Below are 23881 nucleotides of genomic sequence, written 5' to 3'. Positions count from 1 at the left end.
TTAAATGAAGTCCATAAAGTTGAGTCTACCTGTTGCTATTCTGGCAACTTTATCAGCTCCTAATAATGCTGCAATTTCTTCTTGTCCTGTGACTTGAATGGGATTATCAGGATTAGTCAGATTATAACAAATGGCAAACTCATTTTTAGCATCTATTCCTAGCCCAATAATTTGGCTCATACGAAGTCGGGCCGTGTTTCGCATCTCTATGGCTGAAGTTTTGAATTGCTCCAATATTTCAACTGCATTAGTGTTGTACATGGCAGATACCCTCAAATTAAATCGGGTGGGATTGTCTACTAAATCTCCAAAGACGTAGAGAGTTTTGGCTAGGGTAGTTTTGTTTCGCATGGCTAAAATAATGATGGTTGAGACAATTAAAATCGGGCCTGCCATTGCCAACAAAAACATCCAGGCAGTAACATTCATATTTGTCGTACCAAAGACCGTCATCAACAGAGCTTCGTTGACTTTCAAAGCAGAAGCAGCAAAGAATCTTAGTGCTTGAGCTCCAGAACTGCCAGAAACTTTGAGGACGACTGAAGTTACGCAATGAGTGAGAGCTGAAATTAGGCTGGCTGGCATTCCAATCAGATTCATGCAATTGGTCAAAAACCAGCTTGCTATGCTGGAAATTATGCCTGCGGTAATCCCTACTGTCGCCAACGCACCACCTACAGCAACGATCGGCGCTACGACTGGGACAATTACTAAAGCACTAGCATTGACTTTGATACTTCGGATTGATAAGATTCGATCGTTGTAAATTGAGTTAATATCGTAATTGCTATTACCTATTACTATTCCTGTTCCTGTTCCTGTTCCTGTTCCTGTTCCTGTTCCTGTTCCTGTTCCTGTTTCTGCTCCTGTTCGCACAATTCTGGGAGAACGAATAGGTGCGTCACCCATAGCAACCAAACTTCTAGCCACATTGTTGTATTTAGCTCGGGTTCTGCGTCGATCTTCTAATTTCAAACGTTCATCCTGTAATTCCTTGTAATATTGATCTCGTAATCTTCTAGCTTCTTCCTGCATTTGAAGCTTTTTTTGATTAATTGATGACCATGCCTCATCCATAGCGTAGTCAATTTTTACCCCCATCTTGGACAATTCTGGGAGATTTAAACTGCTATTGAAAGCATTTATGGCATCTCCATAGATGCCTCTCTCTGTACTGGTAGAAGTTAATGAAGCCAAAGCTCTTTCACCAGCACCCGCTAAATTATCATAAAGTTTGCTGTTGTAAGCTCTGTTTATTCCGTGGGAGGTTTCCAAAAATGCTGTTCCGCATTGCCCTATCAGCATAGGAAATGCCAAAATATTCTGTGATGACTCAAGCCAACCCAAAATAACTTTGCCCGTTGGATGAGCCAATAATGCTTGAGTTAATGGTTGTTCCACGAGCCATTGCTGGGGAGCATCCATGATTTTTTTGACTTCGGTGACTCCTTTTAATGATTGAAAATTTGCCCAGATATCGGCGATTTCATTGGTAGGCATAGTAAGTGTGGTTGGTTTAGATACTTGTACTTAATTAACAAATATTGTAGTCTAAATCACACACTTAATGCCTACCTGCGTTAGTTAGTTTGAAGGAGACTTCTTCAAACTTTCCTCTTTAGCAAGTCGATCGCACTCAGATAGTTCAGGAGTCGAATTCCTTGCTAACCATACCCATGTCACCTCGTGAATTTTCACTAACTTATCAAGTTCTTCCCACAAATCTTGGTTAGCGTTCCGTTTCCAGCCTTTTGCCATTGTGTTGACGACATAGGCTGAATCAGAAAATAGGCTAACTTTGCAGGGCTGTTTCAGAGCTTTCAACCCTTCGATCGCTGCCACCAATTCCATGCGATTGTTAGTAGTGATTGTTTCAGATTTACCACTAATCGTTTTCTTGTTAGTTTTCCCTGGAATCGTGAGGAATGCAGCCCAACCACCCGGCCCTGGATTTCCTGAGCAAGCACCATCACAATGAATGTTGACTACACTTTTTGGTTTCTTATCTGTATCTTGAGTTGCGTTTGCCATTTATTTCAAAGGTAAAAGAATCAAAACCTGATAGCGAAGCGATATTATTGATAACATTTGCTATAATATAACAAAAAATTTAGAGAATAAATATGTCTGAAAATACTGATTTGTTAATAGAGTGTTTGCAGTTACAGGCAGAGAATCGCCGACTGAATGAGCAACTAAAACAAATAAAAAATCTGACTATCGAAATGTTTGCTGAGTTTAAAAATCATAGACCACATGGAATTCTGACAGAAAATAGTAGAGAATCCATCAGACTTAATGCTGGCGGAACTATCTACTTTGTTCAATATGTCGATCGAACTGGGAAATCTTACATATCAACGGAAGGATTTACGCCAGAGGGTGATATCGCACCTAAGCTTTTCTACTTTGGGTTTGCTGTGTTGTTTCTGGTAGAAGAACTGACTCGACAAGGATTTAGTTGTTTGCCTGAGAGATTTTCAAAGTTGTTCGATCGGAACCCAAAGTTTATGAGCTATATAATCAAAGAATTTGAACGGGTTCTATCAATTTAAGTGATTTCTAAAAAGCGTTTTGAAAAACAGGTTTTTAGGTCCGTAACAGCAATTTAGTAACAACAACAGAAACAATAACAGAAACGGTAAGAAATTTATTAGACTAATCTGTTAAAGCAGTGCCATAATTTGCAAATGTCGATAAACTACAATCTCCTCAATCCCAACCTGACGACCGATTGCCTTCATGGATTGCCCCTCGGCTCTGAGCGATCGAATCCGTTCTCTTAGAATTTCAATTTCCTCAGCCGATAGAGTCGGTTCTACTTGCTTAGGCTGCAATTTCCATGTCCTGATATTACGCTGTACCTCTGCTGCTGTCGTGTTGGTACGTTTGCCTATCTGAGAATAAGACAGCCCTTGACGGTACAAACTAATTTGCTCTTCCATGTTGGTCATCTGTGTAATAGCAGTAATTATTGAGGCAAAGAAGCTAGAAACTGGAGACGCATCAAGGGAACTGTAGCCTGGGGAACACAGATTGACTTACCAACTAGACTCACGGCTTCTGCGCGTCCTAGGGTTCTTCGTGGTAATCCGACGTTAACTGGTGGTGGATTGAATCGCCACCAGTTTTCGTAATGCAATCCAGCCAAGTAGGAGGGAACGCTAACATCCAAAGGCAGAGTTCCGGGTTTATCTTCTGGGTACTTGGTAAACGACCTTGCAATTTCAATGTGAGCTCTAATTTGTGCTGACCAGCTCGTCCACCCTTTCCGTTGCTGGAGGGTAAGGTGGTTGGCGTAGGCAATGAGGAAAACCCTTTGCCTTTGATGTACCGCACCGCACTCCGACGCGCTGACAATCTCAATTTCTGTTTGATAATTTCCCAGTCGGAGTCCGGCAATAATTGTTCGTAACCCTCGATCGATAACCCCAACTGGCTGCTCCACAACCACAAAACTTGGTCTACCGATGATGATGCACCTGAGCGCTTCAAACCAAAGGCTTGATTCGATGTGGGCAAGTCCTGTTTTTTTCCCTGCTCTGGATGTGCCTGTGCAAGGGAACGAAATTGTGTAGACATCTGCTTGTCCTTTTACTGGTAGGTAATCTTGGATATCAGAATGAATTGGGATTTCAGGGAAATGAGTTCTAAGAACTTGCTGGGAGTACGGATTATTTTCTACGAATTCGATCGTTTCTAACTTAATCTGAGAATTCGAGTTCACTAAACTTCCTGCTAGTTCCCAAGCTCCTATTCCCGCAAACAAATCAACGCATTTCAGTTTCATATTCGTGGCTTTATTTTAATTCTATCATTTACACTTCGTGTTTGGGAAGTAGTTTTGAATCAACAGTTATGACTAAAATTGTAATGATTTCTGGCAGTCGTTCCATCAAAGATATCAGTGCTGGATTACCATCAATCGATCGAATAATGGAACTGAAGTTTTCGGTAATTGTTGGTGATGCGGGAGGCGTAGATCAGTTAGTTCAAGAATATTTGCGTCAATCGAATTACCTAAAAGTTACAGTTTACTTTGCTTTGTGGGGCGGTAACGGGAAACCGAGAAACACTACTGACTATGTAACGGTAGGGGTTGCAGGAAGCTATGTCGATCGAGATATAGCAATGTGCTCAGTTTGCAATTACGGTTTGGCTCTCTGGGACGGGAGAAGTCGTGGAACAAGGGATAATATCGATCGAACTGGAAAGAAAACCAAAATAATCAGAATTGGAGGTAGTTGAAGTTTCAGGTGAGGGTCGCTTCGCGATAAGGAAGTGATCTTTTACTCCCGGCAATTACCATGACTATTATCGTAGAAAAGTTTGATTCCGACAAATTTACGACTGAGCAAGTTAAATTTGCGATCGATCTTGACCACAAAGTTTTCAATGTATCAGAAGGTCTTAAGGATCACTATGACCAACTAGATAATTCTCCACTTTGGCGAGGCAAGTTTTCTGTTAAGGAGTATCGGCAACTACTCTGGGCAGAAATCCAGAAGCATTTACCGAGATATTTTCGCACAGGACTAAAAGGTTTTTACGAGCCTTATTTAGTTGCTGATTCAAATATCTTTCGATCGATTATGCAATTAGCTGAAGTTTACCGAGATAAAGGTAGATTAAAGCTGATTTATATTTCCGATCGTTCCCATGCCGAGCTTATTGCCAGATGTGTTGATTATTTGGCAAATCAGATATAGCAATTTTGTTAACCTAGAAATTACTGAGTTTCTAGGTTAACGTAGTTTTTCATAAGTGCTCAATTCATCAGAAAATTCTTGGAATTGTCTGGGTCAGAATACCCAACAATTAACAGTTAAAACCTGCTATACTCTAACTAAATTAGTTGGAGTATAGCCTCATGTTTTCAACAAAATTTACCGACAAACCAGCAATCAAAGTAACAGACATATCCCCAGATTATGAAGTCAACTATAAAACTGGGTACATAGGATTTCTCAACAAAGGAGCGGACGTAACATCTCTCGGCATCGCTTACTTTACAGGTTGGGACATGATCAGCGATATCCATGTAACTCATACTTTGATTGTCGTAGGTGAGGATCAATGTATTGAAGCGGACATGGTAAATAACACAGTCAAGCTTTGCAGTCTCAGCAAATATTTCAATGACCCTAACTGTCAAATTTTCTTCCGTAAACCCATACTTTTCAACGACGCGGTAGGTTTTGCGATCGCACACAAAGCCAGTCTGGAACTCGGCAAGTATTACGATTTCGGCGCAATCTTAACTCAGGGACTCTCAGGCAGTTTCGCTGGGCGGATGCTCGATCGGCTGCTGACCGGAAAGTTGGAGGAACTGTTAAGCAATATGCTTGAGCATCCTGATAAGTGGATATGCAGCGAACTTGTGGCATATGCTCTGGATGAACAGCCACTTTACCGAGATAAAGGCATCCTCAAACGACCTAACTCTACCATCAGTCCTCAAGAACTTTTCCAGGATACCGAAATCTTTGCACCTTGGAAAAAATCTGAACCCTCAGAAACAAAAACAGTAACAGAAACAATCACAGAAGCAAAAGCAGAAACAGAAACAGGTACAGAAACAGACTTAATTTGCAAGTAACAGTAGGAGAGGTCAATCACAAAGGCGCTTTGCGGTACGGACATGAGTTCTTACCCAGCGAGTTTTGACATGACTTTAGTTACAGTTACACCGACAGGGAAAAAGGTAGTTGGATCAAGGTCAATTTCCTATCCAGAACCGTCTGAATTTGATTTGGCAGTGACTCAGAATTTGGCTTGGCGAGGCGGTATCTATATTCACGTAAATGACAGGAAGGAATATTATTTTTCTTGCGAGATCCCGCTTTGTGTCAATGGCGATCACATCCAGGTAGGTTTGGTTTATTCTACTGTCTGCGGGGTAGTTAGAGTTAAGTCGTAGCTTGCGGGCGCGTAGCGCATCGTTCCTTCAGCAACAATTGCTCAATATTTTGAGTATATTGTGGAAACTGAACAAGGAACTGAAGAAAAACTTCTGTCCTGTGAAATCGACAGCCGTGATTTTGTTAGTATTTTCTGGTAATTTCTAACTCGGAAACAGGAACCGCATAGCTGAAAGGTTTCTGTTTCCCAATTCTCATGTAACGGTCATGTGATGGTCATGTGTGCATAGCGCGTACATACAGGCTATGTGAGTTAAATTCAAGAAAGAGAAATGAAAATACTTCGTTTGGGGGATTTGATGTTATTCCCCAAACGAAATGGAAAACTTATCCCTGTTTGACTGGATTGTGAAAAACAATTTCCCCGAAGCAGATTTCTGGCTGATTAATAAAGGTAGCAAGCATAAATTAGGGGAACCAGTTAAAGAATTTCAGCCTTATCTCACAGGCATTAAATGTCCAGCTTTAGTTTTGCCAGATTACGGTTTCTATCTGTGTCTGCACCTTCAACAGCAAGGAGTGTGGCAACAGTATTCGCAAGGTTCATTAAATCTTCAGCATCTTCGCCTCAAGAATCTCAAAGAGGTTTTCCGATCGATTGGTAATCAGCACAGGATTCAACATCAAGCTCGTTTCAAGTCGTTTGTTCCATCTTCTGTGGCTGTCACTTCAGTAGAAAGAGAAGAGGTCTATGCTTCGCTGTAAAGTATTGAATTGGTGAAATTACAGGATTAATGAAATGGAAAGAATCAATTTCGGTGGAATTCAAGCTGAGGTGTTGGCGTTGTCCCCGCACCAAAGCTATTTTATTTTCCGGTTGTCCGATCGAATCGCTGTCCGTGGCATTTACACAAACCGATTTACTTGGGATGAAACAACAGATAATTTACCAGGTTTTCTATCAGAACGGTTTGTCTTATATGTGGGTATCTACACGTACCAGGAAGCCGAACTTATCAAAGACACAATCACCAAAGCTGGCGGAACTCCCAACGCAGATGTCTTTATTTTTAGGTTCGTCCGTGGCTATCCCTATGAGGTGAGAGCGATCGGGCTTTCTCCTGAATATCTCGTGCAAACTCTACAGCATTTTCCTCCTCCTCAGTCTACTTAGCTACAGAGTCATAGCTAAGGTTGTTAATATTTTGCTTCGCTATAAAGTGTTGAGTTATTTACTTGGAAACTTAATCATGGACAAAATCAATTTTGCAGGTGTTGAAGGTGAAGTTATCGAAACATCACCGCACGGCAGTTACGTTGTAGTAAGATTGAGCGCTCGAATCACGATTGTTGGGACAACCAATAATCAATTCAATTGGCAAGAAATGCCGGATGCTGCTTCAGGATTTGAATCTTTCATCACGTACATAGGTATACGATCGAAAACTGAGGCTACTACATATCTAAACTTGGTAGCTACAGTTGGCGGGTACACAATCAAGAAAGAAGCTGAACCCAGAAAAGCCAAGCGGATTACAGATTTCCCATTTGAAATCAAAGTACGCGGGTTGAGTCCTGAGTTTGTTGCTGAAGTAATTCGTTGCAAGAAAAAGTAGCTAACTAAACGTAAGTTTCTCTTCAATAGTGAAGAGAAACTTACACTATCCAATTCACAGAATTCAAATGACTGACAAAATAGTTTACGACTTAATCCAGCGGTTTGAAGTTATTGATGGTGTACCTCATTTACTTCACAGCCAAATCAATAGCATCGAAGGCGGAACAAGTTTGTTTTCGATCGCAGACTCTTGGATAGCAAAGAATACCCAATTAGTGCGATTCAATAAGCTGCAATACGTGGCTTACAAAAACAAAGGGGATAAAAGATACCAACTGGTACTAACTCCTCGACTCAGTTTTCTTCAAGTATCATTTCCCTCTTCTCGTTTAAGCGGGAAAGTCCAATTTGTGACAGAGCCAGATGCACTATTTCCTTACGCATTAAGGGTTGCGATCGACAGCAAAGAAACTCTCATTCAGCTCTTAGAAGATATTTTCCCACACAACAGGAGAACAGAAAATAACGGGTAATTCAGAACCTTACCCAAACGAACGCGAACGGCAAGTTTTTGAAGGCGAGCGTGAAAAAGACCAAATTACTCAAAGGCTCAAATCAGCTTTTAAATCCTTGGCTTGGCAATATCATCAACAGCAAATGGATGAATCCGAGTTTAACAATCGTTGGCAAACACACATAATTCATTCGATGGATTATTTTCAAACTGTTTGGTATCTAATCGAGAAAGGCTTTTCTATCCAAGAATTGCTAAACACTCAATCGGAAACCTAACCTAGCTTTTCCACAGGTTCTTTTCACTCTTTTAACTCCAGCAATAACTAACATGATGCAATTAGATTCACAAACGGAACAGACAACCCTACGCCTACGTGATGCGTTCCGTGTGCTCGCATGGGAGGTGTTTGAAACAAATCCTCAGATTCGTGAAGACTTAAACCAGCGTTACACCAGATTCTACAGTCGCTGGAGACAGAGTAAGATCCGATCGATGGATCTAACTGAACTAACTCAATTAGCAACAGAAAGAGGTTTCTCAGTCGAACAACTGTTGAGTATCCGAGAATGCTACTACTCGATCGCACAACCTTATCCACCATTACTTGACGATTAACCGTTGATATTGATGATGGCGAGTTTATCTTTCCATCATCACATCGTTTCATTTTCATCGATCGAAAGAAAAGAACCTACAGAAAGTTATCTATGAGGTGCGCTTCGCGGTAAGGAAATGATCCTTACTGGTAATTGGCATGAAACGACTAAAGAAACAGATTCCTAACCTTGAGCTTTTTCGCGATTACTGCCGGAGCTTAATCCCACTAATGAAGCCTAGCCATTCAACTTTGACTACTCGGCGGCTAGAACTTTGGCTTTTTAACGAAGTACATCTAGGCAACGGCAAAGTAAAACCAGCTTACTTTGACGATCGGCTCTATAACTTCAGCCAACGAATCTACCCGGGCAGCAACATAGGCTTACTAACCTATCATGGATCTTTGAGAGGAGGCAGCAGCGGCTTAATCCGACCACATAAAGATCATGGCTACGCAATGCCTCGCGCAATCAGCATAAATCTTGGCGAAGCGGAATTTGCGATCGATGGCAAACTTCATAAGCTGAGCGATGGCGATATTTGCGAATTTAACTGCAAACTTAGCCATTCCATACCTAGAATTATGAGCCCTGAACGCTTTAGCTTAGTATTCTGGCAACTAAACAAAGCTAAAGGCTACCAATCACAAATGATAGAGCCGATCGACTGGTAGCCAATCAAATAGTAGATAAAAGCTGGATACGAGAGTTATCTTTCGTATCCAGCCTTCTTTTTCAGCCTAATATCTCAATTTCATAACAAGCTTATCCAGAAAGTTATCTGTGAGGGCGCTTTGCGATAGGGAGTTGAGATAGGTTTTCTGCCTATTTCCCAATTCACTGTACATTACACCAAAGGAATCTCATCATGGCTATTACTTTTGTTTCCAAAACTTCTAAAAAGCGTAGTTTGTTGATTGACGCATTAAGAATCCTTGCATGGGAAGAATACAAGTCTACCAACAAAGAAGCACTCAAGAATCTCGAATATGGCGGTTATGCTGTCTTTGACAAGGAATGGCAAGCCGAAGACATTCATAACAAAGGTTATGAGGATCTTCTAGCTTTCGCTAAGAGTCTAGAGTTTTCTGAGGCAGAGTTGTTGAGCATTCGCTCAAAATACTACGCCAAGAAAACTAATGGTGCTACTCCTACTCCTACAGCTAAGACTCCTGTTCCTGTCCAAAACAAGCCTACATCTAACGGCAATATTCCAGAAGATGCTAGTGTTCCTGACGAAGAATATGATGTCGGAGATTTGTTTTAGTGTCAATTAGCCAAGGTTGATGATGGAGAGTTATCTTTCCATCATCAATCGATCGAAATAAAGAGAAGAAGTACATGAAGTTTTTGCTTAGGGTCGCTTCGCGATAAGGAGGTGAGGAAATATTATCGTTAGGAGTTTAGTATCATGGAAAAGATCAAGAAAGTAATCCCAAATCTGCCTGAATTTAAGCAGTATTTGAGAGCTTTAGTTGGCGAGATGGAATATAGCCATAGTAGCTTAACCAATAAAAGGTTAGAACTTTGGTTATTTAATAAAGTTCATCTTGGCAATGGGCAAGTTACTGCCGGATATTTTGACCAGAGGTTATATGACTTTTGTCAACGGATCTACCCCGGCAGTAATATAGGTTTGTTGACTTATCATGGTCCAGCAAGAGGTGGCAGTTGTGGATTGATTGCACCACATCGGGATCATGGGTATGGCAGACCGATCGCAGTTTCCGTGAATATTGGCATTGCAGAATTTGTCGTTGATGGCAAAAGCTGTGTGTTAAATGATGGTGAAATTGTGAAGTTTAATTGTAAGCAACTCCATTCTGTTCCTCGCATTATGAGTGAGGAAAGATTTAGTTTGGTTTTGTGGCAATTAAATGAAGCCAAAGGTTATAGATCGCAAATGGTAGAGCCGATACGCTACGCGCCCGCAAGCTACGAATGGTAGAATAAGAGTTAAATATTTTGGATTACATCCAAAGTATTTAACTCTTATTTCTTAGTTTGTGAAAGAAAGAAGCAATGGTGAAATCTAGCGTTTTGTATGGCTTCGCTATTAGGGATTGAGTTAGATTTTCTGTACTTTACTTAGAGGTTTATCATGGCTATTCATATCTTGACCAAAGCTGAAAAAGAAGCGTCTACTTTGCGTGATGCTATTCGGATCATGGCTTGGTCACAGTTCAAGTCCGAAAATGATACGGATCTCAAAGGCTTAGATTTGTACGAAGTTTTCAAACGTGATTGGGATGCCTACGAGATTCATTCAATGCTTCTACCAGAAATCCGTGTATTTATCGGTAAGTTGGGATATAGCGCAGAGGAATTGATGCAAATCCGATCGGAGTATTACGCCAACAAGAAAGAATATAACAATGGCAATAGAACTGATGAATTTTAATAGTCAGTGACGAGCGATAGCAAAGAAAAGCCTCAGTATCTGTAATGGATATTATTGGGGCTTTAAAATCAAGAGAAAGAGAAAGCGAAGTTTTTTTGTGAGGGCGCTTCGCGATAAGAAAGTGAGTTGTAAATTTGCAACTCACTATCCCCTTATCTAGGTATCTCTCATGGCTAATTTAGTTGAATCTTTGGTATCGATCGTAATCGCTGGTGAATTAGCAGCAATTGGTTTGTTAGCTGGAACTGGATTGATAGGTTACGCAAAAGTAACAGCAGCTCATGTCCAGCTAATTCAAACAGCGAAGCAAAGTAGATACGACGCAATTGTTAATTATGGCGAAGTTAGAAGCGTAGCTATTTATACAGGTGATAAACCAGCAATTGCAGAGTGTTTGAGCGGAGTTTGTGGAGCTAAAGTACCATTACCCAGTGGAGTTAATATCAAATCTACTTTTCGAGGTATTGATGCGAAAGTAGCTGGAAAAGCTGGAAGCAATGTAGCAACCTTGATTAGTTGGAGTAGTGAAACCAACAGCGGAATTGGTGGTAGCTACGGCCAGCATGGAACAATCATCTTTAGCCATCCCTGGACTAGAAAGAAGTTTTGTTTGGTGAGAGGCGGAGCTTATGGCAATCAAGGTGAAGTTGTAATCAAGCAAGATAAGGATTGTAAATAGCAAAGCCAAAGCAGAAGAAAATCTCTAGCGGGTGCTAGAGATTTTTTTTTAGACCCACAAAAACATTACTCATCAACCAAAAAATCATGAACAAGAAAATTATCGGTTTAGCAGTTTTAATTCTCGCTGGTTTTGCTTCCTGTCACTTCGTCAAACCAAAATCAACCGAAGAAATTCCCGCAGCTCCAGTCATCAAAGCATTACCTCAAGATCCATCACTCCAGGTTTATTTCAATCAGTCTCAAGTTTCTAGCTATACCGAACCATATCGTCAGATCACGCGATCGGGACATGATTTGGAACAGCTAATGGTCTACTCCATCAACAGCGCCCGTGAAAGTGTCGATGTCGCTGTTCAGGAACTTCGCTTGCCTCGGATAGCGCAAGCTTTAGCGCATCGTCATCGCTCAGGCATCAAAGTTCGGTTGATTATCGAGAATCTCTACAATCGTCCCGTCGCTCTTTCTCCCTCACAGGTGGCAGCATTGCCCAAGCGAGAGCGCGATCGCTATGCTGAACTCGTTCACCTTGCAGATACCGATAAAGACGGTTCCCTCTCCGATGCCGAAATCTCCAGCGGTGATGCTATGGCGATCGTTCGTGAAGCTGGCATCCCAATGATTGATGATACTGCTGACGGTAGCAAAGGCAGTGGATTGATGCACCACAAATTCATCATTATTGATGGGAAAACTCTCATCGTCACTTCAGCAAATTTCACGACCAGCGACATTCACGGCGATTTCAAAAGCGCTGAGAGTCGCGGAAATCCCAATAATCTGCTTAAGCTCCAAAGCCCGGAGCTGGCAAAAGTTTTCAGTGAGGAATTCGTGCTCATGTGGGGAGACGGCCCTGGCGGGAAACCAGACAGTAAGTTTGGTGTGAAGAAACCGAGCCGTGCGTTAGCGCAGCCCTCGGAGAGGATCGCCAGAGTTCAAGTCGGCGGTGCGACCGTCGCGGTTCAGTTCTCGCCGGCGACCGCGAAAACTCCCTGGCAACAGACACCGAACGGATTAATCGATCGGACTTTAGCTACAGCATCCAAGTCAGTCAATCTGGCGCTGTTCGTGTTTTCTGCCCAGCAGTTGGCAGACACACTGGAAACAAAATCTCGAACCGGAGTCGGTATCAGAGCTTTGGTTGATTCCAGTTTTGTTTATCGACCGTACAGCGAAGCGATGGACATGATGGGAGTTAGCTTGCTTGAAGGCTGTCAGCTCGAAGTCGAAAACCATTCCTGGAGTCAGCCACTGGCGACGGTCGGGATGCCAAAACTTCCTGTTGGCGATCGACTGCACCACAAGTTCGGTGTTGTAGATGGAACAAAGGTCATCACCGGTTCTCACAACTGGAGTGAAGCCGCCAACCGTGCAAACGATGAAACGCTGTTGGTGATTGAAAGTGCCACGGTCGGCGCTCAATTCGAGCAAGAGTTCGTAGCTTGCGGGGCGCGTAGCGCCATCGAGTCTATCAAGGCGCAATTCTCGGTTTACCGCAGCGCATCAAGCAGAAAATGGATTCGCGGAAATCTGAATGCAAGTAGAAAAGTCTCCAGCCCTCGCTGGAGATTTTTTTTTATTCCACCAACAACCACGAACAGCGCTTCGCGTTGAGGATTTGATTTGTCATTTCTCCTATCTGAATCTGAATAAACCTATGCTGCACCTCAAAAACTATTTTTCTGTTTGTGAACAACACAATCTCGTTGAGCTGATCCGAGATGTAGCCAAAGTCAATGGGGGTATGACAATTCCTGTCATGCCCACTGGTCAAAAATTTAACTGTAGCCAAACCAGTTGCGGAATAGTTGGCTGGCTATCCGATCGCAAAGGCTATCGTTATTCATCCATCAATCCAGTAAATAATCAGCCGTTCGCAGCAATGCCGACAGAGTTGATAGACATTGCTCAAAGTTTAGCCAAATTAGTTGGTGAGTGTGATTACCAGCCCGAAACCTGTTTAATCAACTTTTATCCAGCCACCGCCAAAAGTAAGTTAGGTTTGCATCAAGATAATACCGAGCGCAACCTCAAACCCTGCATCATTTCAATATCTCTAGGCGACGATTGCAGTTTTGTTGTCGGCAGCAACCGCAGTCGCAAAGATCCACTCGACGGCATTCTCTTACGATCGGGCGATGTCCTTATCCTCCACGGTGACAGCCGTTTAGCCTATCACGGAGTCCAAAGAATTCTCCCCAAAACCTCAAATTTGCTGAAGAATAACGGCAGATTAAACTTGACCATTCGACAAGTTTATTAGCCAATAGTCAAAGTCAAGAAAATTAGTAATGCTTCGCTGTGAGTTGTTGATTCTTTTTCAGGTCAACAACTCATGTCAGCAAGCAATATTCCAGCGTTACTTCAGCGTGTCGATCGAACTCTCAACCGCGAGACTCAGTACAATTTCTCTGAACCTTTTGAGCCAAAAGAATACAACACAGCGATGATTACCGGGCATCGCTCGATTGGTCTAAGTTACAGGATACAAATCGACAAACTTATCATGATGGCAGTTAACCAAGGTGTCAAAAAGTTTTTTACTGGCATGGCACTTGGCGTAGATCAAGTAGCTGCTGAAATTTTCATTTACCATAAATTGAAATGGACAGCGGTACTGCCCTGCGCTGACCAACATCTTTTGTGGAAACCTCGTCAGCAAACTCATTACAAGAAATTGCTCAGTCAAGCAACTGATCAAGTCTGCCTTTACAAGAATTACAGTCCAGGTGTCATGCAGGCTCGGAATGCTTGGATGGTCAGGCGATCGGATATCTGCTTAGCTGTCTTCAACGGCGATCCTCATGGTATCGGGGGCGGAACTGCTACTACTTTCAACCTGGCTAAAGAGAAGAATTTGCTCATTTATCAGTACGTTCCCTCTGGTGAGTATCACATCATTGAACCTACTCATCAACAGTTAAGCCTGTTCTAGTTGTTTTTCATCGCGCATCTCCCCCTTATCAAGGGGGACATCTTACCAACCACAAACTTAACCAGAAACTCAACATGAAGAAAAAAGTAGTGATGGCTCATATTCACGGTCGTATCGCCAAACTTGCCAAGAGTGCGATCGAACGTGGAGATATTACCAGTTGCGATCGCATCTCTGACGGCTCCTATTTGATCAAGCGAATTGACCAGACTGACCGACCGCAAACTACCAAATACACTACTGTCGCTGCTGCCAGTCTCCTTCATCTTCTCAATTCTTATGCTCTAGCCAATCCCCCAGAATCAGAAATATCAGAAACAATACCAGAAACAGAAACAAATATTGCTTCGCTGTGAGGGAGTGATGTTCCGTTTCTGTTTCTGAATGCAACAGCAAACTTGGTCAGAAGAAGATATCGACTATCTTTCAAAACTTGAAAAGATAGTCGATGTTGAATCGATCGTACAAACGCTTAAATTTCGCTGCATCTGCGACTGTCAGATGTACGACGATTCTGATGTCAAATTAGCGTTTGTGCGTTGGTTTAAAACCAAAGTCGAACACATAAGCAACGATATTTACCATGTCGTTGAATCTGAAGCTAAGGTTTTCCGAGTTAATTTGCCTTCTCTGTGAACTTAGAAAAAAGGAAAACAAAAAGTACCCCTCGTGAAGGCTTCGCCGGGGGGTACTGATTCCTACTCTATTACTCTGTCAAAGGTAACAAATATGTCTATTCCATCTTCCACTACTCTATCACAAACTGTTCAACAATTAGCAATCAATTCTAATCTTGATTGTGAAACTGTTGAGACTCTAATTCCTGAGAAAATAGCAGATCGGATGCTTCTAGAAGCGATCGGCAAACTTATCAATCTGAATGAAATCGTCGATCGGCTTCAGGACTTGGATTGTCAGCAGTGCAGTTTATTCACTCCTGACCAAGTTAAGTTTGCCTTCCTCAAATGGATTGAGAATCATCTTGAGTCGATCGAGATGCAACCTGAATGGTTCCTCAACCAGGATTTCAAGCATTTCGATCGACATCTGCCGTTTGATGATTTGCAAGAAGCAACAGACTTTAGAGAGTACGATCCAGAATCTGTGTACGAAGAAATCGGCGTTGCTCATGAAGCTGGATTATTTGATAATTCTAGCCTTGAAGACCAGTTTACTGGCACTCCAGAACAAGCAGCGGTAAACGCTCTTAGTTGGTAGCAAATCAACACAGAAAAAGCGGTTAGCGTAGGACTAGCCGCTTTTGATTCAGTTTCAGGTATTTCCACACAACAATTGTATCATGGAACATCTCAAAAGACTTGCCGAAATTCGCAATCAAATTGAAAGATTAAAAGTTGAAGCTGAAGCGATCGAACCTGATGCTATTCTTGAAGCTTTCGAGATTATTGAGTCTAACAAATCTCGCAAAAACGTAGTTTATAACGACGACAATGCAAAAATCGTTATCCAACTCCGCACTCGCTACGATGACCAAAACGTTAGTGTCGTTCGGCTTGATGAGGATATCAGCCGTGAATACGATAAATTATGTCGATCGAATGCAATCCCTATCGAAAACAGTCAAGCTTACATTAATGATTTGAAAGAAATGCTTGCTGAAGCAGAAACAAAACATGAAGCGCTTCTCAGTTCTCCGTACTTAGAAATGTTAGAAAAACAGCGGGCAATCGCACTCAATAAAACTGAACATAAAGTGCCAGGATTAGCAGTTTATGTTCACTACCTAAAGCCTTAAAATAAATCTAAAGCCAAGGTAGTGCTTCGCTGAAAGATATTGAGTTTTTTTTACTTTTTAGTGAAAAAAACTCAACCATAAACAAAAACAGAAACAGAAACAAACCACAAACTTAACCAGAAACAAAATCATGGATAACCCAATTATTATTGACGGATTCGCATTCAGGATTCCCACCATTCCTAGCCGTTACAGAGCAAATTGCAGTAAGGAATTTTCGGTGATGCTATGACTACTCGCGGTTTGACAGTCAAGCAACGAATCGAGCTTCACATCATTTCAAAGGACGGCTGCTGGATAACTGACTACAAAGGTGCAGGCAGCAGACCCAAGATTATCATCAACGGTAAGCATCATCAACTTTCCCGTGCAGCTTATGAAGCTTACAAAGGTGTAATTCCTGAAAAGATGTGCGTTTGTCATACTTGCGACAATGGACTCTGCATCAATCCTGACCATCTTTTCTTAGCTTCTCAGGTTGATAATATAGCCGATCGACAGCAGAAGAACCGTCAAGCAAAAGGGTCGGCTGTAGGTATTTCTAAGCTTATGGAATCTCAAGTTGAAGAAATTCGAGATTTGTTAGCTGAAGGTAAACTTACAACTCGACAAATTGCTGAAAAATTTGGGGTTTATCCATCTCTAATTTCTGGTATTAACACAGGTAAAATCTGGAGTCATGTTGAAGGAATTGGAGCTAAAATAAACACAAGACGAGTTAACGCAAAGCTTGATGAAACGAAAGTAAAGCACATCAAAAAGTTACTTTATGAAGGAATGAGTGCAAGTAAAATTGGTGAATTATACGGTGTCGGGAAATCGACGATCGCAGCTATTAACCAAAATAAAACTTGGACTCATGTAAATCTAGAGTGATAGTAATGCTTCGCTGTTAAGTTTTGAGTTCCTTTGATTTTCTTGGTCAAAGGAACTTCAATGAAACAAAACCTGAAACTAAACCAAAAACTCAACCACAACCAAAACGAAAATGGAAAACCCAATTCTGATAGATGGATTCGCTTTTCGCATTCCTACCATTCCTAGTCGATATCGCGCCAATTGTTCCCGTGAATTCGGAATGTTCGTCACTGGCGATACCAAAGGAATGAACAGCAGCAAAGCCGAGAAAGCTGGCTTGACCCGTGGCGATTTTGTTGAGATGGCAATTTGCGCGATCGGACAGAAAACGCTGACTTTCAAGCCTCACTATGAAAATGAGCAATTTACCGAAGTCTGGGGAATCCCAGTCGCCGGGGGAATGAAGACTCATTTTCATGAAAAATGCTCTGAGTTAAGCACCTTTCTCATCCACCGTCAATCTCAGGACAAGATGAAAGGCGTAATCGAACATTTTGGTCGGGAAGCGTTCAATTCTTGGGTTGCTGAAGGAATGCAAGGCGACCCCAACGAATATGCCCTCAGCAAAGCATCTGACGCTTATTTCTCGAACATTTTCCGTTTCCAGATGATGCAAAGTGAGGGCAATTATGGCACTTACTACTACTTAGCCATCACCACTCGACCGATCGCAAATCCTTTTGAAGAAGCTGCGGTCAAAGCTGCCCGTATGATTTTTGAAGATGACCAAAAAGGCATTGTTCACTGTGTCGATCCTCGACTCATTGAAAATCAGGCAATGTGTTTGGGTTCTGCTTCATCTTCTCCCACGGCTATTGCATCTGGCAATGGCGGTGAAATCATTGAAGTACAACAGCCCGTAAAGCAACAGCAACTTAAAGGCAAATAATCGGTAATGGGCGGGGAGTAATCCTCGCTCATTATTCTCAACTCGATCATCTCTCATCCATTTTGAGATGGTCGGATTGACTACTCGACACTCGATCTACTCGACACCGCGAACGCTATCAAAGGTAGAAATATGAGCAATATTCAGTGGACTGACATCACAGCCAACCCCATCCATTTAGTAAAACCCGACGGCAAACACGGCGGACATTGGTGCAGAAAAATTAGTCCTGCCTGTGCAAGATAGCAAAAAATCAAAGCAGTAACAATAATGCTTCGCTTCAAAGTTTCGATTTTTCAGCTTAAACTATTAACAAATAGACCTAAAACTGTTAAAATGTTAATAGTTTGCCCCAGCAGTGCTGATAACACTCTGGGGCATGACAAACCTAATAGAGTAGGTCTGTGATGACAAGTATACCAGATTTGAAGCGTTTACCTGGACGTAAAGGTGAACAAAATAATATGTGGAAGGGAGGCAGGTCAATTGCCTCTAACGGATACGTCTTGATTAGAGTAGAGCGATCGCATCCATTGTCAGACTCAAGAGGCTACGCTTACGAGCATCGCTTAGTCGCATCCGAGAAAATAGGAAGGTTAATTACATCCTTAGAACACGTTCACCACATAAACGGTGACAAAACGGATAACCGACCCGAAAATTTAGAAGTCTTGACGATTGCAGAACACAGACTTGCACACAGAATTAGAAACTCAAGCAGAAAACTTCCAAATCAAGAAAACAAGTTAATCAAATGTGCTTGTGGATGTGGTGAAACATTGGCAAAATTTGATATTTGGGGAAGACAAAGAACTTACATGAACGGTCATAACAATTCAAAGACTGATTTTGAGCCTATTCTCGACTTTATCGGTGATCGTTTGGTAACTGTCAAGGAAATATCATCGGCATTAGGATATCCAGTTTCTGCTATCCATAAAATAATGCCCAGTCTTATAAATCAGCAGAAAATCACCAAAATCAAAGGAGCCAAATATTGTCAAGCACAATACGATCATTTTTACCTATCTAATCCATTGATTAATTGTGCTTGCGGATGCGGTGAACAATTCAACCAATTTGATAGTTATGGTCGCACACGCAAATACAAATCGGGACACCATTTCAAAAAATAAAACCACGCAACGGAGTTTACTAACTTCGTTGCATTAATTTGGGAGAAAATCGTATGCCAACTTTAATTTCTTGGACTGACGAAACGTGGAACCCCTTAGTGGGATGCTCAAAAATAAGTGCTGGATGCAGTCGATGTTATGCTGCTGAAGCTGCTAAATCTGCAAGGTTACAGCAGTTTCCTCAATATCAAAAAGTCAGCGACTGGGACGGTACGATCGAATTTGTCGAAAACCAATTACTTAAACCGCTGTCATGGCGATCACCAAAAAAAGTGTTTGTCTGTTCGATGTCGGACATCTTTCACGCAAATGTCAAAGATGAATGGTTGGACAAGATTTTTGCAGTAATGGCGATCGCATCACATCACACATTTCAAATACTCACTAAACGCCCGGAGCAAATGCGGGAGTATTTTCAAAACAATCCCTGGGAAAGAATCTATCAATTAATTGACAGTGACTCTAAAACATTCCCTACTCAAAAATACCCTAACTTAGGGATTCTTTTGGATAGCTTGGAGAAAATGGTCAGTACCAGCTTTTTGCCTAATATCTGGGTAGGCACTACGGTCGAAAACCAAAAAACTGCTAACGATCGAATCCCTCACCTGCTACAAACCCCAGCAACAAAACTCTTTCTGAGCTGTGAGCCTTTACTAGAATGCGTCAGCCTGGACCAAACTTTCACTAACTCAGATGGTGAGCAGTCTACTTGGCTTTCTTCGATCGACCAAGTAATTATTGGCGGTGAATCCGGGCCCGGTGCGCGTGGCTGTGAGCTTGACTGGATTCGATTCATGGTCAATCAATGTCAAAGAGCGTCTGATGTGGCAATCTTTGTCAAACAACTTGGCTCTAATCCCATTCAGACTGCCTGCTATATCCACGGAGTTGTCGCCACTTACCAAAAACTGAAGCTCAAAGATAAGAAAGGTGGAACGATCGATGAATTTCCCCAAGATTTAAGAATTCGTCAGTTTCCTACACTAGCTCCTTCCCTCTATTCCTAATGCTCTGCTGTCCGCTGCGGTGTCCTATCCGCAGTGGTTCATTGCTGTCTAACTGTCGTGCAATCTACTCAACAATCTAGAAAAATATGGTACTCACTAAACTTGGTGGAGTAAAAATTGCTGCTGCCAAACTTGGAATTTCTGCTGAACAATATCAGCAAAACGTTAAGTCTGGTTTGAAATGGTGTTTCTCTTGTCAAACTTGGGTACAGGTCAGGCTCTTTAATCAGGATGCCAGTTCGCGCGACGGCAAAGACAACCGTTGCAGAAGTTGTCGGCAATCGTTCGATCGACAAAGGTATCACCCAGTTCCGTAGCTTGCGGGCGCGTAGCGCATCGACCAGCGTAAATCCCGAGGCTTTCCCGCTAAACCTAGCAGGGACGGCGACAAGAACCAAGCCCGCAACCGTGTAAATTACGCAGTCGCAAGTAATAAATTAGCCCGCGCACGTAATATACCCTGTGTCGATTGCGGTCATTTAGGACCCGATGGCGTACCGCCCCGCAAGCTACGACAGCATGAATATGACCACTACAAGGGCTACGATGCCGTCAACCATTTAGAAGTTGAATGTGTTTGCGTTCCCTGCCATGTCGATCAGGAACGCCAACGAAAACAAGAACGGCAATATCATAATCACACCCGGCAGTCTAATGGCTTTTAAGTTGCGCCTCACCAAAGTTTGCGGATTCAATAGCGGTGACTCTTACAACGACTACAACCGCAAATACTCTCGTAGCTTGCGGGTCGCGTAGCGACATCGATTCACTTAATTTACGTCGAAACCACAGATAGTTTGCGGGCTTACCGTAGTCTCTGCCATTTAGATGAAAAGCATAAAATCTGCTTAAAAAACCAAATGTCAGACTATGAGGTAAGTGTCATTCATAAGTGGTTACTAGAAAATTAGTTTGGTTTTGCTTCGCTGTAAAGTTGTAAGTTTTGGACAAATAATATGCCGATTCGCATTCCCAATAAAAATGAAAAGTTCCCTGAACCCGAGCCTTCTTCTAATCCTACATCTGACTTTAATCCAGTCTCAACATTTACCAACTTAACAGCTAAACTTCGCTGGGAAAGAGAAAATATTGAGCCGGAATTGGGTGGATTGTCCCCCTACTATCGCCATAGGTGTTATATCTTTCTAACACCTCATTGCCATGAAGAGTATGTCGGAGAAGGCTACGGAGTTTATTCGGAGAATTCTGCGGATAAATACGAGAAGATTGGCACAATTTTAGCGAAGATGTGGCCGATCGAAGAAGTGACAGAAGTAAGGAAAATGGATTATTACAGTCGTGGATGTGGGTAGTGCTTCGCTGTAGGGTAGTGACTTTTTGGATAAGTAATATGTCACTACGCTATCTCACAAAAATCGACAATTCAGGCTCAGAACCTTCCTCTTATTCTTTCATACATCCCTCAGCTATTCCATACGATCGACCAGCACTTAGATTAGCTAACCGACTACGTTGGGACAGACAGAATATTGCACCAGAGCTAGAAAGACTTTTTCGCTACTACCGCAACACCTGTTCTATTGCAGAAAAAAGCCAGGGGTTTGATTATGCTAAGTCGGCGGAAACTTATGACGAAATCGGTCAACGGTTAGCTCAGATGTGGTCGATCAAAGAATTAACAAAAGTGAAGCGACTGAATTATTACAGTCGTGGTGCTTCGCTGTAGAGTGGCAGCCTTTTAGCTAACCGTTGACGAATGAACACTCAGACTTTAGAACTTTTGGGACAAAACAGCCAGCAACAGTATGAAAAACTGACAGCTAAAGTTTTGTTTGAAACGGAATATATTGAGCCATATTTAGGCTCAGTATTATTCCCTTATTACAACCACTACTGCGTTATCTCTGTACTCGGCATTGACTACTCTGATAAGCGGTTTGGGATTTTTGACAGCGGTTACCACTCCGATCGATACGATCGAATTGCCATGCTTCTCAAAAGAATCTAGAAAATTGGCAGAAAAAGTGACTGTTACATCGCGCTTGTAACAGTCAATTAGTTAGCTGAAAACACAAACCTAATTATATCTTAAATGAAAGTCTTTCTTACCGGAACCGAATATTTGCAGAAGATGAACAATGAAATGTGGACAAAGATTCACAACATCACCAAACTAGAGGTCGAAATCCTAATCGGCAACTATCGCGGGTTTGACAAACTCGCCCTCACCTTTTTGACAATTTTGCAGTATCCCAACGTCACGGTTTATGAAACTGGCAGCAATCTCAGTTTTGGATACCCGCTTGTCTTTGTCGGTCGGTATCCGGCTCAGGACATCTTAATGAGCAAACAGGCTAATTATATGCTTGCGGTCTACGACGGCAAAAGTCGCGGAGTTCGAGCCAACTTGAAGCGAATGTCACCAAATCGTATCCGCATTATCCGAGTTTAGCTTCTGACAGAAACAGCAACAGTCAATTGTTCCTGTTTTTGTTTCTTTTTCTGTGCGATGGCGCTACGCGCCCCGCAAGTTACGATTGACCAATCAATTTAATCGACCCATGAGCAATCAACCGATGGAACGAGCGACTGTAGCGTATCCATCTACAAACTGCTTTTTGTTAACCAGAACCAGCAAAAATCAGTGTTAAAATTTGGCTATCATGATTTTATTTTCCTTTCCAACTGCGGAGTTGCCAGTGGCTCCCCTTTTTCATTTGTTCGTAATGCAAAAACTGTGGGAAAAACGCTTCAAAGCCGCAGATTTCAATGTGTACACACACGATTCTTACGCGCAAGACCTCCTGATTTACCCAACAGTTTCCGAACCCGCCGTAGCTTGCGGGGCGCGTAGTGCCATCACAACAATTGATCGCAACAGCCACAAAATTTTACTGTGGATTAACCAATAGTTCAAACGAAGAATCAGGGAAAATGGGATAGAGCGCTGAAAGTTTCTGAACAGATAACGGTGGCAGAACCACTTGCTGAAGATTGATCAGACCTTCGACAACAAAAGAGTCTCTTAACTCAGCATTTTCGTCGGTGATCAAGGAGGTTTCGTAATAAATTTGCCGGATGCCCGCAGCTATCACTAATTTCAAACAAGAAATGTACGGCTCCAGAGTCACGTAAATACTAGAGCCGAGCGTGGAGATTCCATGTTGAGCTGCCTGACCTATCGCCGAAGCTTCCGCATGAACCGCCCTTGATAGCAAAGTTTTGCTGGCACTGCAACTACTCAAACTTTCGTAACAGAAACCTTGATCTGTGCAATGTCTCGAACCCGATGGCGCGCCGTTGTATCCCATCGCCAGCACTTGCTTATTTTTGACGATGACCGCGCCTACTGACGGCGCTAGACACGTCGATCGACTCGCTGTCATTCGCGCCAACATCATAAAATATTCATTCCATAACATTCAAGTGTCCATTTTCTTCTTTCCTTATAGAACCAAACCGTTAATTTTTATTAAAGATGTCATTTCAACACAAAATTTGTGCTAAGCCTGCTCCAATCTCATAAGAAAATGTGGTGCAGCTTAAGCTTGTTAATTCTCAATCTCCAGAACTTCTTGATTGCCAAAGCACTTCTGAAAGTAAGTGAAAATTTTTACATTTCTTTATATCCTGTCCAGTTTTGCAAATCTCCTTACTTGATCCAGTAACGATTTGTTTCATTTTTAGAGATCCTCCGAAATAAGCATTAGAAACTAAAGAAGAGT

35 protein-coding genes are annotated in these 23881 nt (G+C 42.1%); 30 read left to right on the top strand and 5 right to left on the bottom strand.

The features are described 5' to 3' along the window. Both QUA99_RS09010 and QUA99_RS09005 read right to left on the bottom strand, forming a co-directional pair. Positions 1-1500 (bottom strand): hypothetical protein, encoded by a 1500-nt coding sequence (locus QUA99_RS09010; RefSeq protein WP_333235654.1) that lies wholly within the window; start codon positions 1498-1500, stop codon positions 1-3. An 84-nt stretch (positions 1501-1584) separates the two neighbouring features. Beyond that, on the bottom strand, positions 1585-2031 hold the full coding sequence (locus QUA99_RS09005) for an RNase H family protein (protein WP_333235655.1): 447 nt from the start codon (positions 2029-2031) through the stop codon (positions 1585-1587). A 92-nt stretch (positions 2032-2123) separates the two neighbouring features. On the opposite strand from QUA99_RS09005, the gene QUA99_RS09000 reads away from it, so the two are divergent. After that, positions 2124-2555 carry a hypothetical protein gene (locus QUA99_RS09000; RefSeq protein WP_333235656.1) on the top strand — a complete coding sequence of 144 codons (432 nt, stop codon included), beginning with the start codon at positions 2124-2126 and terminating at the stop codon, positions 2553-2555. Positions 2556-2666: 111 nt separating this feature from the next. On the opposite strand, the gene QUA99_RS08995 is transcribed toward QUA99_RS09000, so the two are convergent. Both QUA99_RS08995 and QUA99_RS08990 read right to left on the bottom strand, forming a co-directional pair. Further along, complete coding sequence (locus tag QUA99_RS08995) at positions 2667-2945, bottom strand: hypothetical protein (protein WP_333235657.1); 279 nt, start codon at positions 2943-2945, stop codon at positions 2667-2669. A gap of 26 nt (positions 2946-2971) precedes the next feature. After that, complete coding sequence (locus QUA99_RS08990) at positions 2972-3790, bottom strand: DNA cytosine methyltransferase (protein WP_333235658.1); 819 nt, start codon at positions 3788-3790, stop codon at positions 2972-2974. A 68-nt stretch (positions 3791-3858) separates the two neighbouring features. Between QUA99_RS08990 and QUA99_RS08985 the strand changes: the two genes are divergently transcribed. The 29 genes from QUA99_RS08985 (at position 3859) to QUA99_RS08845 (ending at position 22608) form a co-directional block, all read left to right on the top strand. Beyond that, a complete protein-coding gene (locus QUA99_RS08985; RefSeq protein WP_333235659.1) occupies positions 3859-4248 on the top strand; it encodes a hypothetical protein in 390 nt (129 codons plus the stop codon). 59 nt (positions 4249-4307) lie between these two features. Continuing rightward, positions 4308-4709 (top strand): hypothetical protein, encoded by a 402-nt coding sequence (locus QUA99_RS08980; protein WP_333235660.1) that lies wholly within the window; start codon positions 4308-4310, stop codon positions 4707-4709. A gap of 161 nt (positions 4710-4870) precedes the next feature. After that, on the top strand, positions 4871-5599 hold the full coding sequence (locus tag QUA99_RS08975; protein WP_333235661.1) for a hypothetical protein: 729 nt from the start codon (positions 4871-4873) through the stop codon (positions 5597-5599). A gap of 42 nt (positions 5600-5641) precedes the next feature. Next, positions 5642-5920 (top strand): hypothetical protein, encoded by a 279-nt coding sequence (locus QUA99_RS08970; RefSeq protein WP_333235662.1) that lies wholly within the window; start codon positions 5642-5644, stop codon positions 5918-5920. Positions 5921-6239: 319 nt separating this feature from the next. Continuing rightward, entirely contained in the window at positions 6240-6626 is a 387-nt protein-coding gene (locus tag QUA99_RS08965) for a hypothetical protein (protein WP_333235663.1), read from the top strand. A gap of 34 nt (positions 6627-6660) precedes the next feature. Further along, positions 6661-7035 (top strand): hypothetical protein, encoded by a 375-nt coding sequence (locus QUA99_RS08960; protein ID WP_333235664.1) that lies wholly within the window; start codon positions 6661-6663, stop codon positions 7033-7035. A gap of 76 nt (positions 7036-7111) precedes the next feature. Next, positions 7112-7477, top strand: a complete 366-nt coding sequence (locus tag QUA99_RS08955; RefSeq protein WP_333235665.1) for a hypothetical protein — start codon at positions 7112-7114, stop codon at positions 7475-7477. Between the two features lie 67 nt (positions 7478-7544). After that, the gene (locus QUA99_RS08950; RefSeq protein WP_333235666.1) at positions 7545-7952 is read left to right on the top strand and encodes a hypothetical protein; all 408 of its coding nucleotides are present in this window, start codon (positions 7545-7547) and stop codon (positions 7950-7952) included. A gap of 476 nt (positions 7953-8428) precedes the next feature. Next, a complete protein-coding gene (locus tag QUA99_RS08945; RefSeq protein WP_333235667.1) occupies positions 8429-8551 on the top strand; it encodes a hypothetical protein in 123 nt (40 codons plus the stop codon). 139 nt (positions 8552-8690) lie between these two features. Next, on the top strand, positions 8691-9206 hold the full coding sequence (locus QUA99_RS08940; RefSeq protein ID WP_333235668.1) for a hypothetical protein: 516 nt from the start codon (positions 8691-8693) through the stop codon (positions 9204-9206). Between the two features lie 194 nt (positions 9207-9400). Next, the gene (locus tag QUA99_RS08935; RefSeq protein ID WP_333235669.1) at positions 9401-9799 is read left to right on the top strand and encodes a hypothetical protein; all 399 of its coding nucleotides are present in this window, start codon (positions 9401-9403) and stop codon (positions 9797-9799) included. 144 nt (positions 9800-9943) lie between these two features. Next, complete coding sequence (locus QUA99_RS08930) at positions 9944-10480, top strand: hypothetical protein (protein WP_333235670.1); 537 nt, start codon at positions 9944-9946, stop codon at positions 10478-10480. A gap of 153 nt (positions 10481-10633) precedes the next feature. Then, positions 10634-10933 (top strand): hypothetical protein, encoded by a 300-nt coding sequence (locus QUA99_RS08925; protein ID WP_333235671.1) that lies wholly within the window; start codon positions 10634-10636, stop codon positions 10931-10933. 169 nt (positions 10934-11102) lie between these two features. Next, on the top strand, positions 11103-11612 hold the full coding sequence (locus QUA99_RS08920; protein ID WP_333235672.1) for a hypothetical protein: 510 nt from the start codon (positions 11103-11105) through the stop codon (positions 11610-11612). 86 nt (positions 11613-11698) lie between these two features. After that, positions 11699-13225, top strand: coding sequence for a phospholipase D-like domain-containing protein (locus QUA99_RS08915; RefSeq protein WP_333235673.1), 1527 nt, complete (start codon positions 11699-11701; stop codon positions 13223-13225). Positions 13226-13268: 43 nt separating this feature from the next. Then, on the top strand, positions 13269-13874 hold the full coding sequence (locus QUA99_RS08910; RefSeq protein ID WP_333235674.1) for an alpha-ketoglutarate-dependent dioxygenase AlkB: 606 nt from the start codon (positions 13269-13271) through the stop codon (positions 13872-13874). A gap of 72 nt (positions 13875-13946) precedes the next feature. Then, positions 13947-14546 (top strand): SLOG family protein, encoded by a 600-nt coding sequence (locus tag QUA99_RS08905; RefSeq protein WP_333235675.1) that lies wholly within the window; start codon positions 13947-13949, stop codon positions 14544-14546. A gap of 74 nt (positions 14547-14620) precedes the next feature. Continuing rightward, the gene (locus QUA99_RS08900) at positions 14621-14902 is read left to right on the top strand and encodes a hypothetical protein (RefSeq protein WP_333235676.1); all 282 of its coding nucleotides are present in this window, start codon (positions 14621-14623) and stop codon (positions 14900-14902) included. A gap of 28 nt (positions 14903-14930) precedes the next feature. After that, complete coding sequence (locus tag QUA99_RS08895) at positions 14931-15182, top strand: hypothetical protein (protein ID WP_333235677.1); 252 nt, start codon at positions 14931-14933, stop codon at positions 15180-15182. A 93-nt stretch (positions 15183-15275) separates the two neighbouring features. Beyond that, positions 15276-15764: a hypothetical protein gene (locus QUA99_RS08890; RefSeq protein ID WP_333235679.1), complete on the top strand. Its 489-nt coding sequence runs from the start codon at positions 15276-15278 to the stop codon at positions 15762-15764. An 82-nt stretch (positions 15765-15846) separates the two neighbouring features. Further along, the gene (locus QUA99_RS08885; protein ID WP_333235680.1) at positions 15847-16302 is read left to right on the top strand and encodes a hypothetical protein; all 456 of its coding nucleotides are present in this window, start codon (positions 15847-15849) and stop codon (positions 16300-16302) included. A 228-nt stretch (positions 16303-16530) separates the two neighbouring features. Next, the gene (locus QUA99_RS08880) at positions 16531-17178 is read left to right on the top strand and encodes an HNH endonuclease (protein WP_333235681.1); all 648 of its coding nucleotides are present in this window, start codon (positions 16531-16533) and stop codon (positions 17176-17178) included. Between the two features lie 112 nt (positions 17179-17290). Beyond that, positions 17291-18049, top strand: a complete 759-nt coding sequence (locus QUA99_RS08875) for a hypothetical protein (protein WP_333235682.1) — start codon at positions 17291-17293, stop codon at positions 18047-18049. A gap of 407 nt (positions 18050-18456) precedes the next feature. Then, positions 18457-19185, top strand: a complete 729-nt coding sequence (locus tag QUA99_RS08870; protein ID WP_333235683.1) for an HNH endonuclease signature motif containing protein — start codon at positions 18457-18459, stop codon at positions 19183-19185. Between the two features lie 53 nt (positions 19186-19238). Next, positions 19239-20195, top strand: a complete 957-nt coding sequence (locus QUA99_RS08865; RefSeq protein WP_333235684.1) for a phage Gp37/Gp68 family protein — start codon at positions 19239-19241, stop codon at positions 20193-20195. 956 nt (positions 20196-21151) lie between these two features. Continuing rightward, positions 21152-21508, top strand: a complete 357-nt coding sequence (locus tag QUA99_RS08860) for a hypothetical protein (RefSeq protein WP_333235686.1) — start codon at positions 21152-21154, stop codon at positions 21506-21508. A 38-nt stretch (positions 21509-21546) separates the two neighbouring features. Beyond that, a complete protein-coding gene (locus QUA99_RS08855) occupies positions 21547-21882 on the top strand; it encodes a hypothetical protein (RefSeq protein ID WP_333235687.1) in 336 nt (111 codons plus the stop codon). 30 nt (positions 21883-21912) lie between these two features. Further along, entirely contained in the window at positions 21913-22164 is a 252-nt protein-coding gene (locus QUA99_RS08850) for a hypothetical protein (RefSeq protein WP_333235688.1), read from the top strand. An 84-nt stretch (positions 22165-22248) separates the two neighbouring features. After that, positions 22249-22608 carry a hypothetical protein gene (locus QUA99_RS08845; RefSeq protein ID WP_333235689.1) on the top strand — a complete coding sequence of 120 codons (360 nt, stop codon included), beginning with the start codon at positions 22249-22251 and terminating at the stop codon, positions 22606-22608. Positions 22609-23047: 439 nt separating this feature from the next. Here the strand turns inward: QUA99_RS08845 and QUA99_RS08840 are convergent, their stop codons facing one another. Continuing rightward, entirely contained in the window at positions 23048-23578 is a 531-nt protein-coding gene (locus QUA99_RS08840) for a dCMP deaminase family protein (protein WP_333235690.1), read from the bottom strand. Positions 23579-23881 lie beyond the last annotated feature (303 nt).

This window comes from Microcoleus sp. F10-B2, from assembly GCF_036704965.1.
In the GTDB taxonomy this organism is placed as follows: domain Bacteria; phylum Cyanobacteriota; class Cyanobacteriia; order Cyanobacteriales; family Microcoleaceae; genus Microcoleus.
The sequence above is the reverse complement of the archived record's forward strand: the minus strand, read 5'-3'. Positions and strand labels throughout refer to the sequence as shown.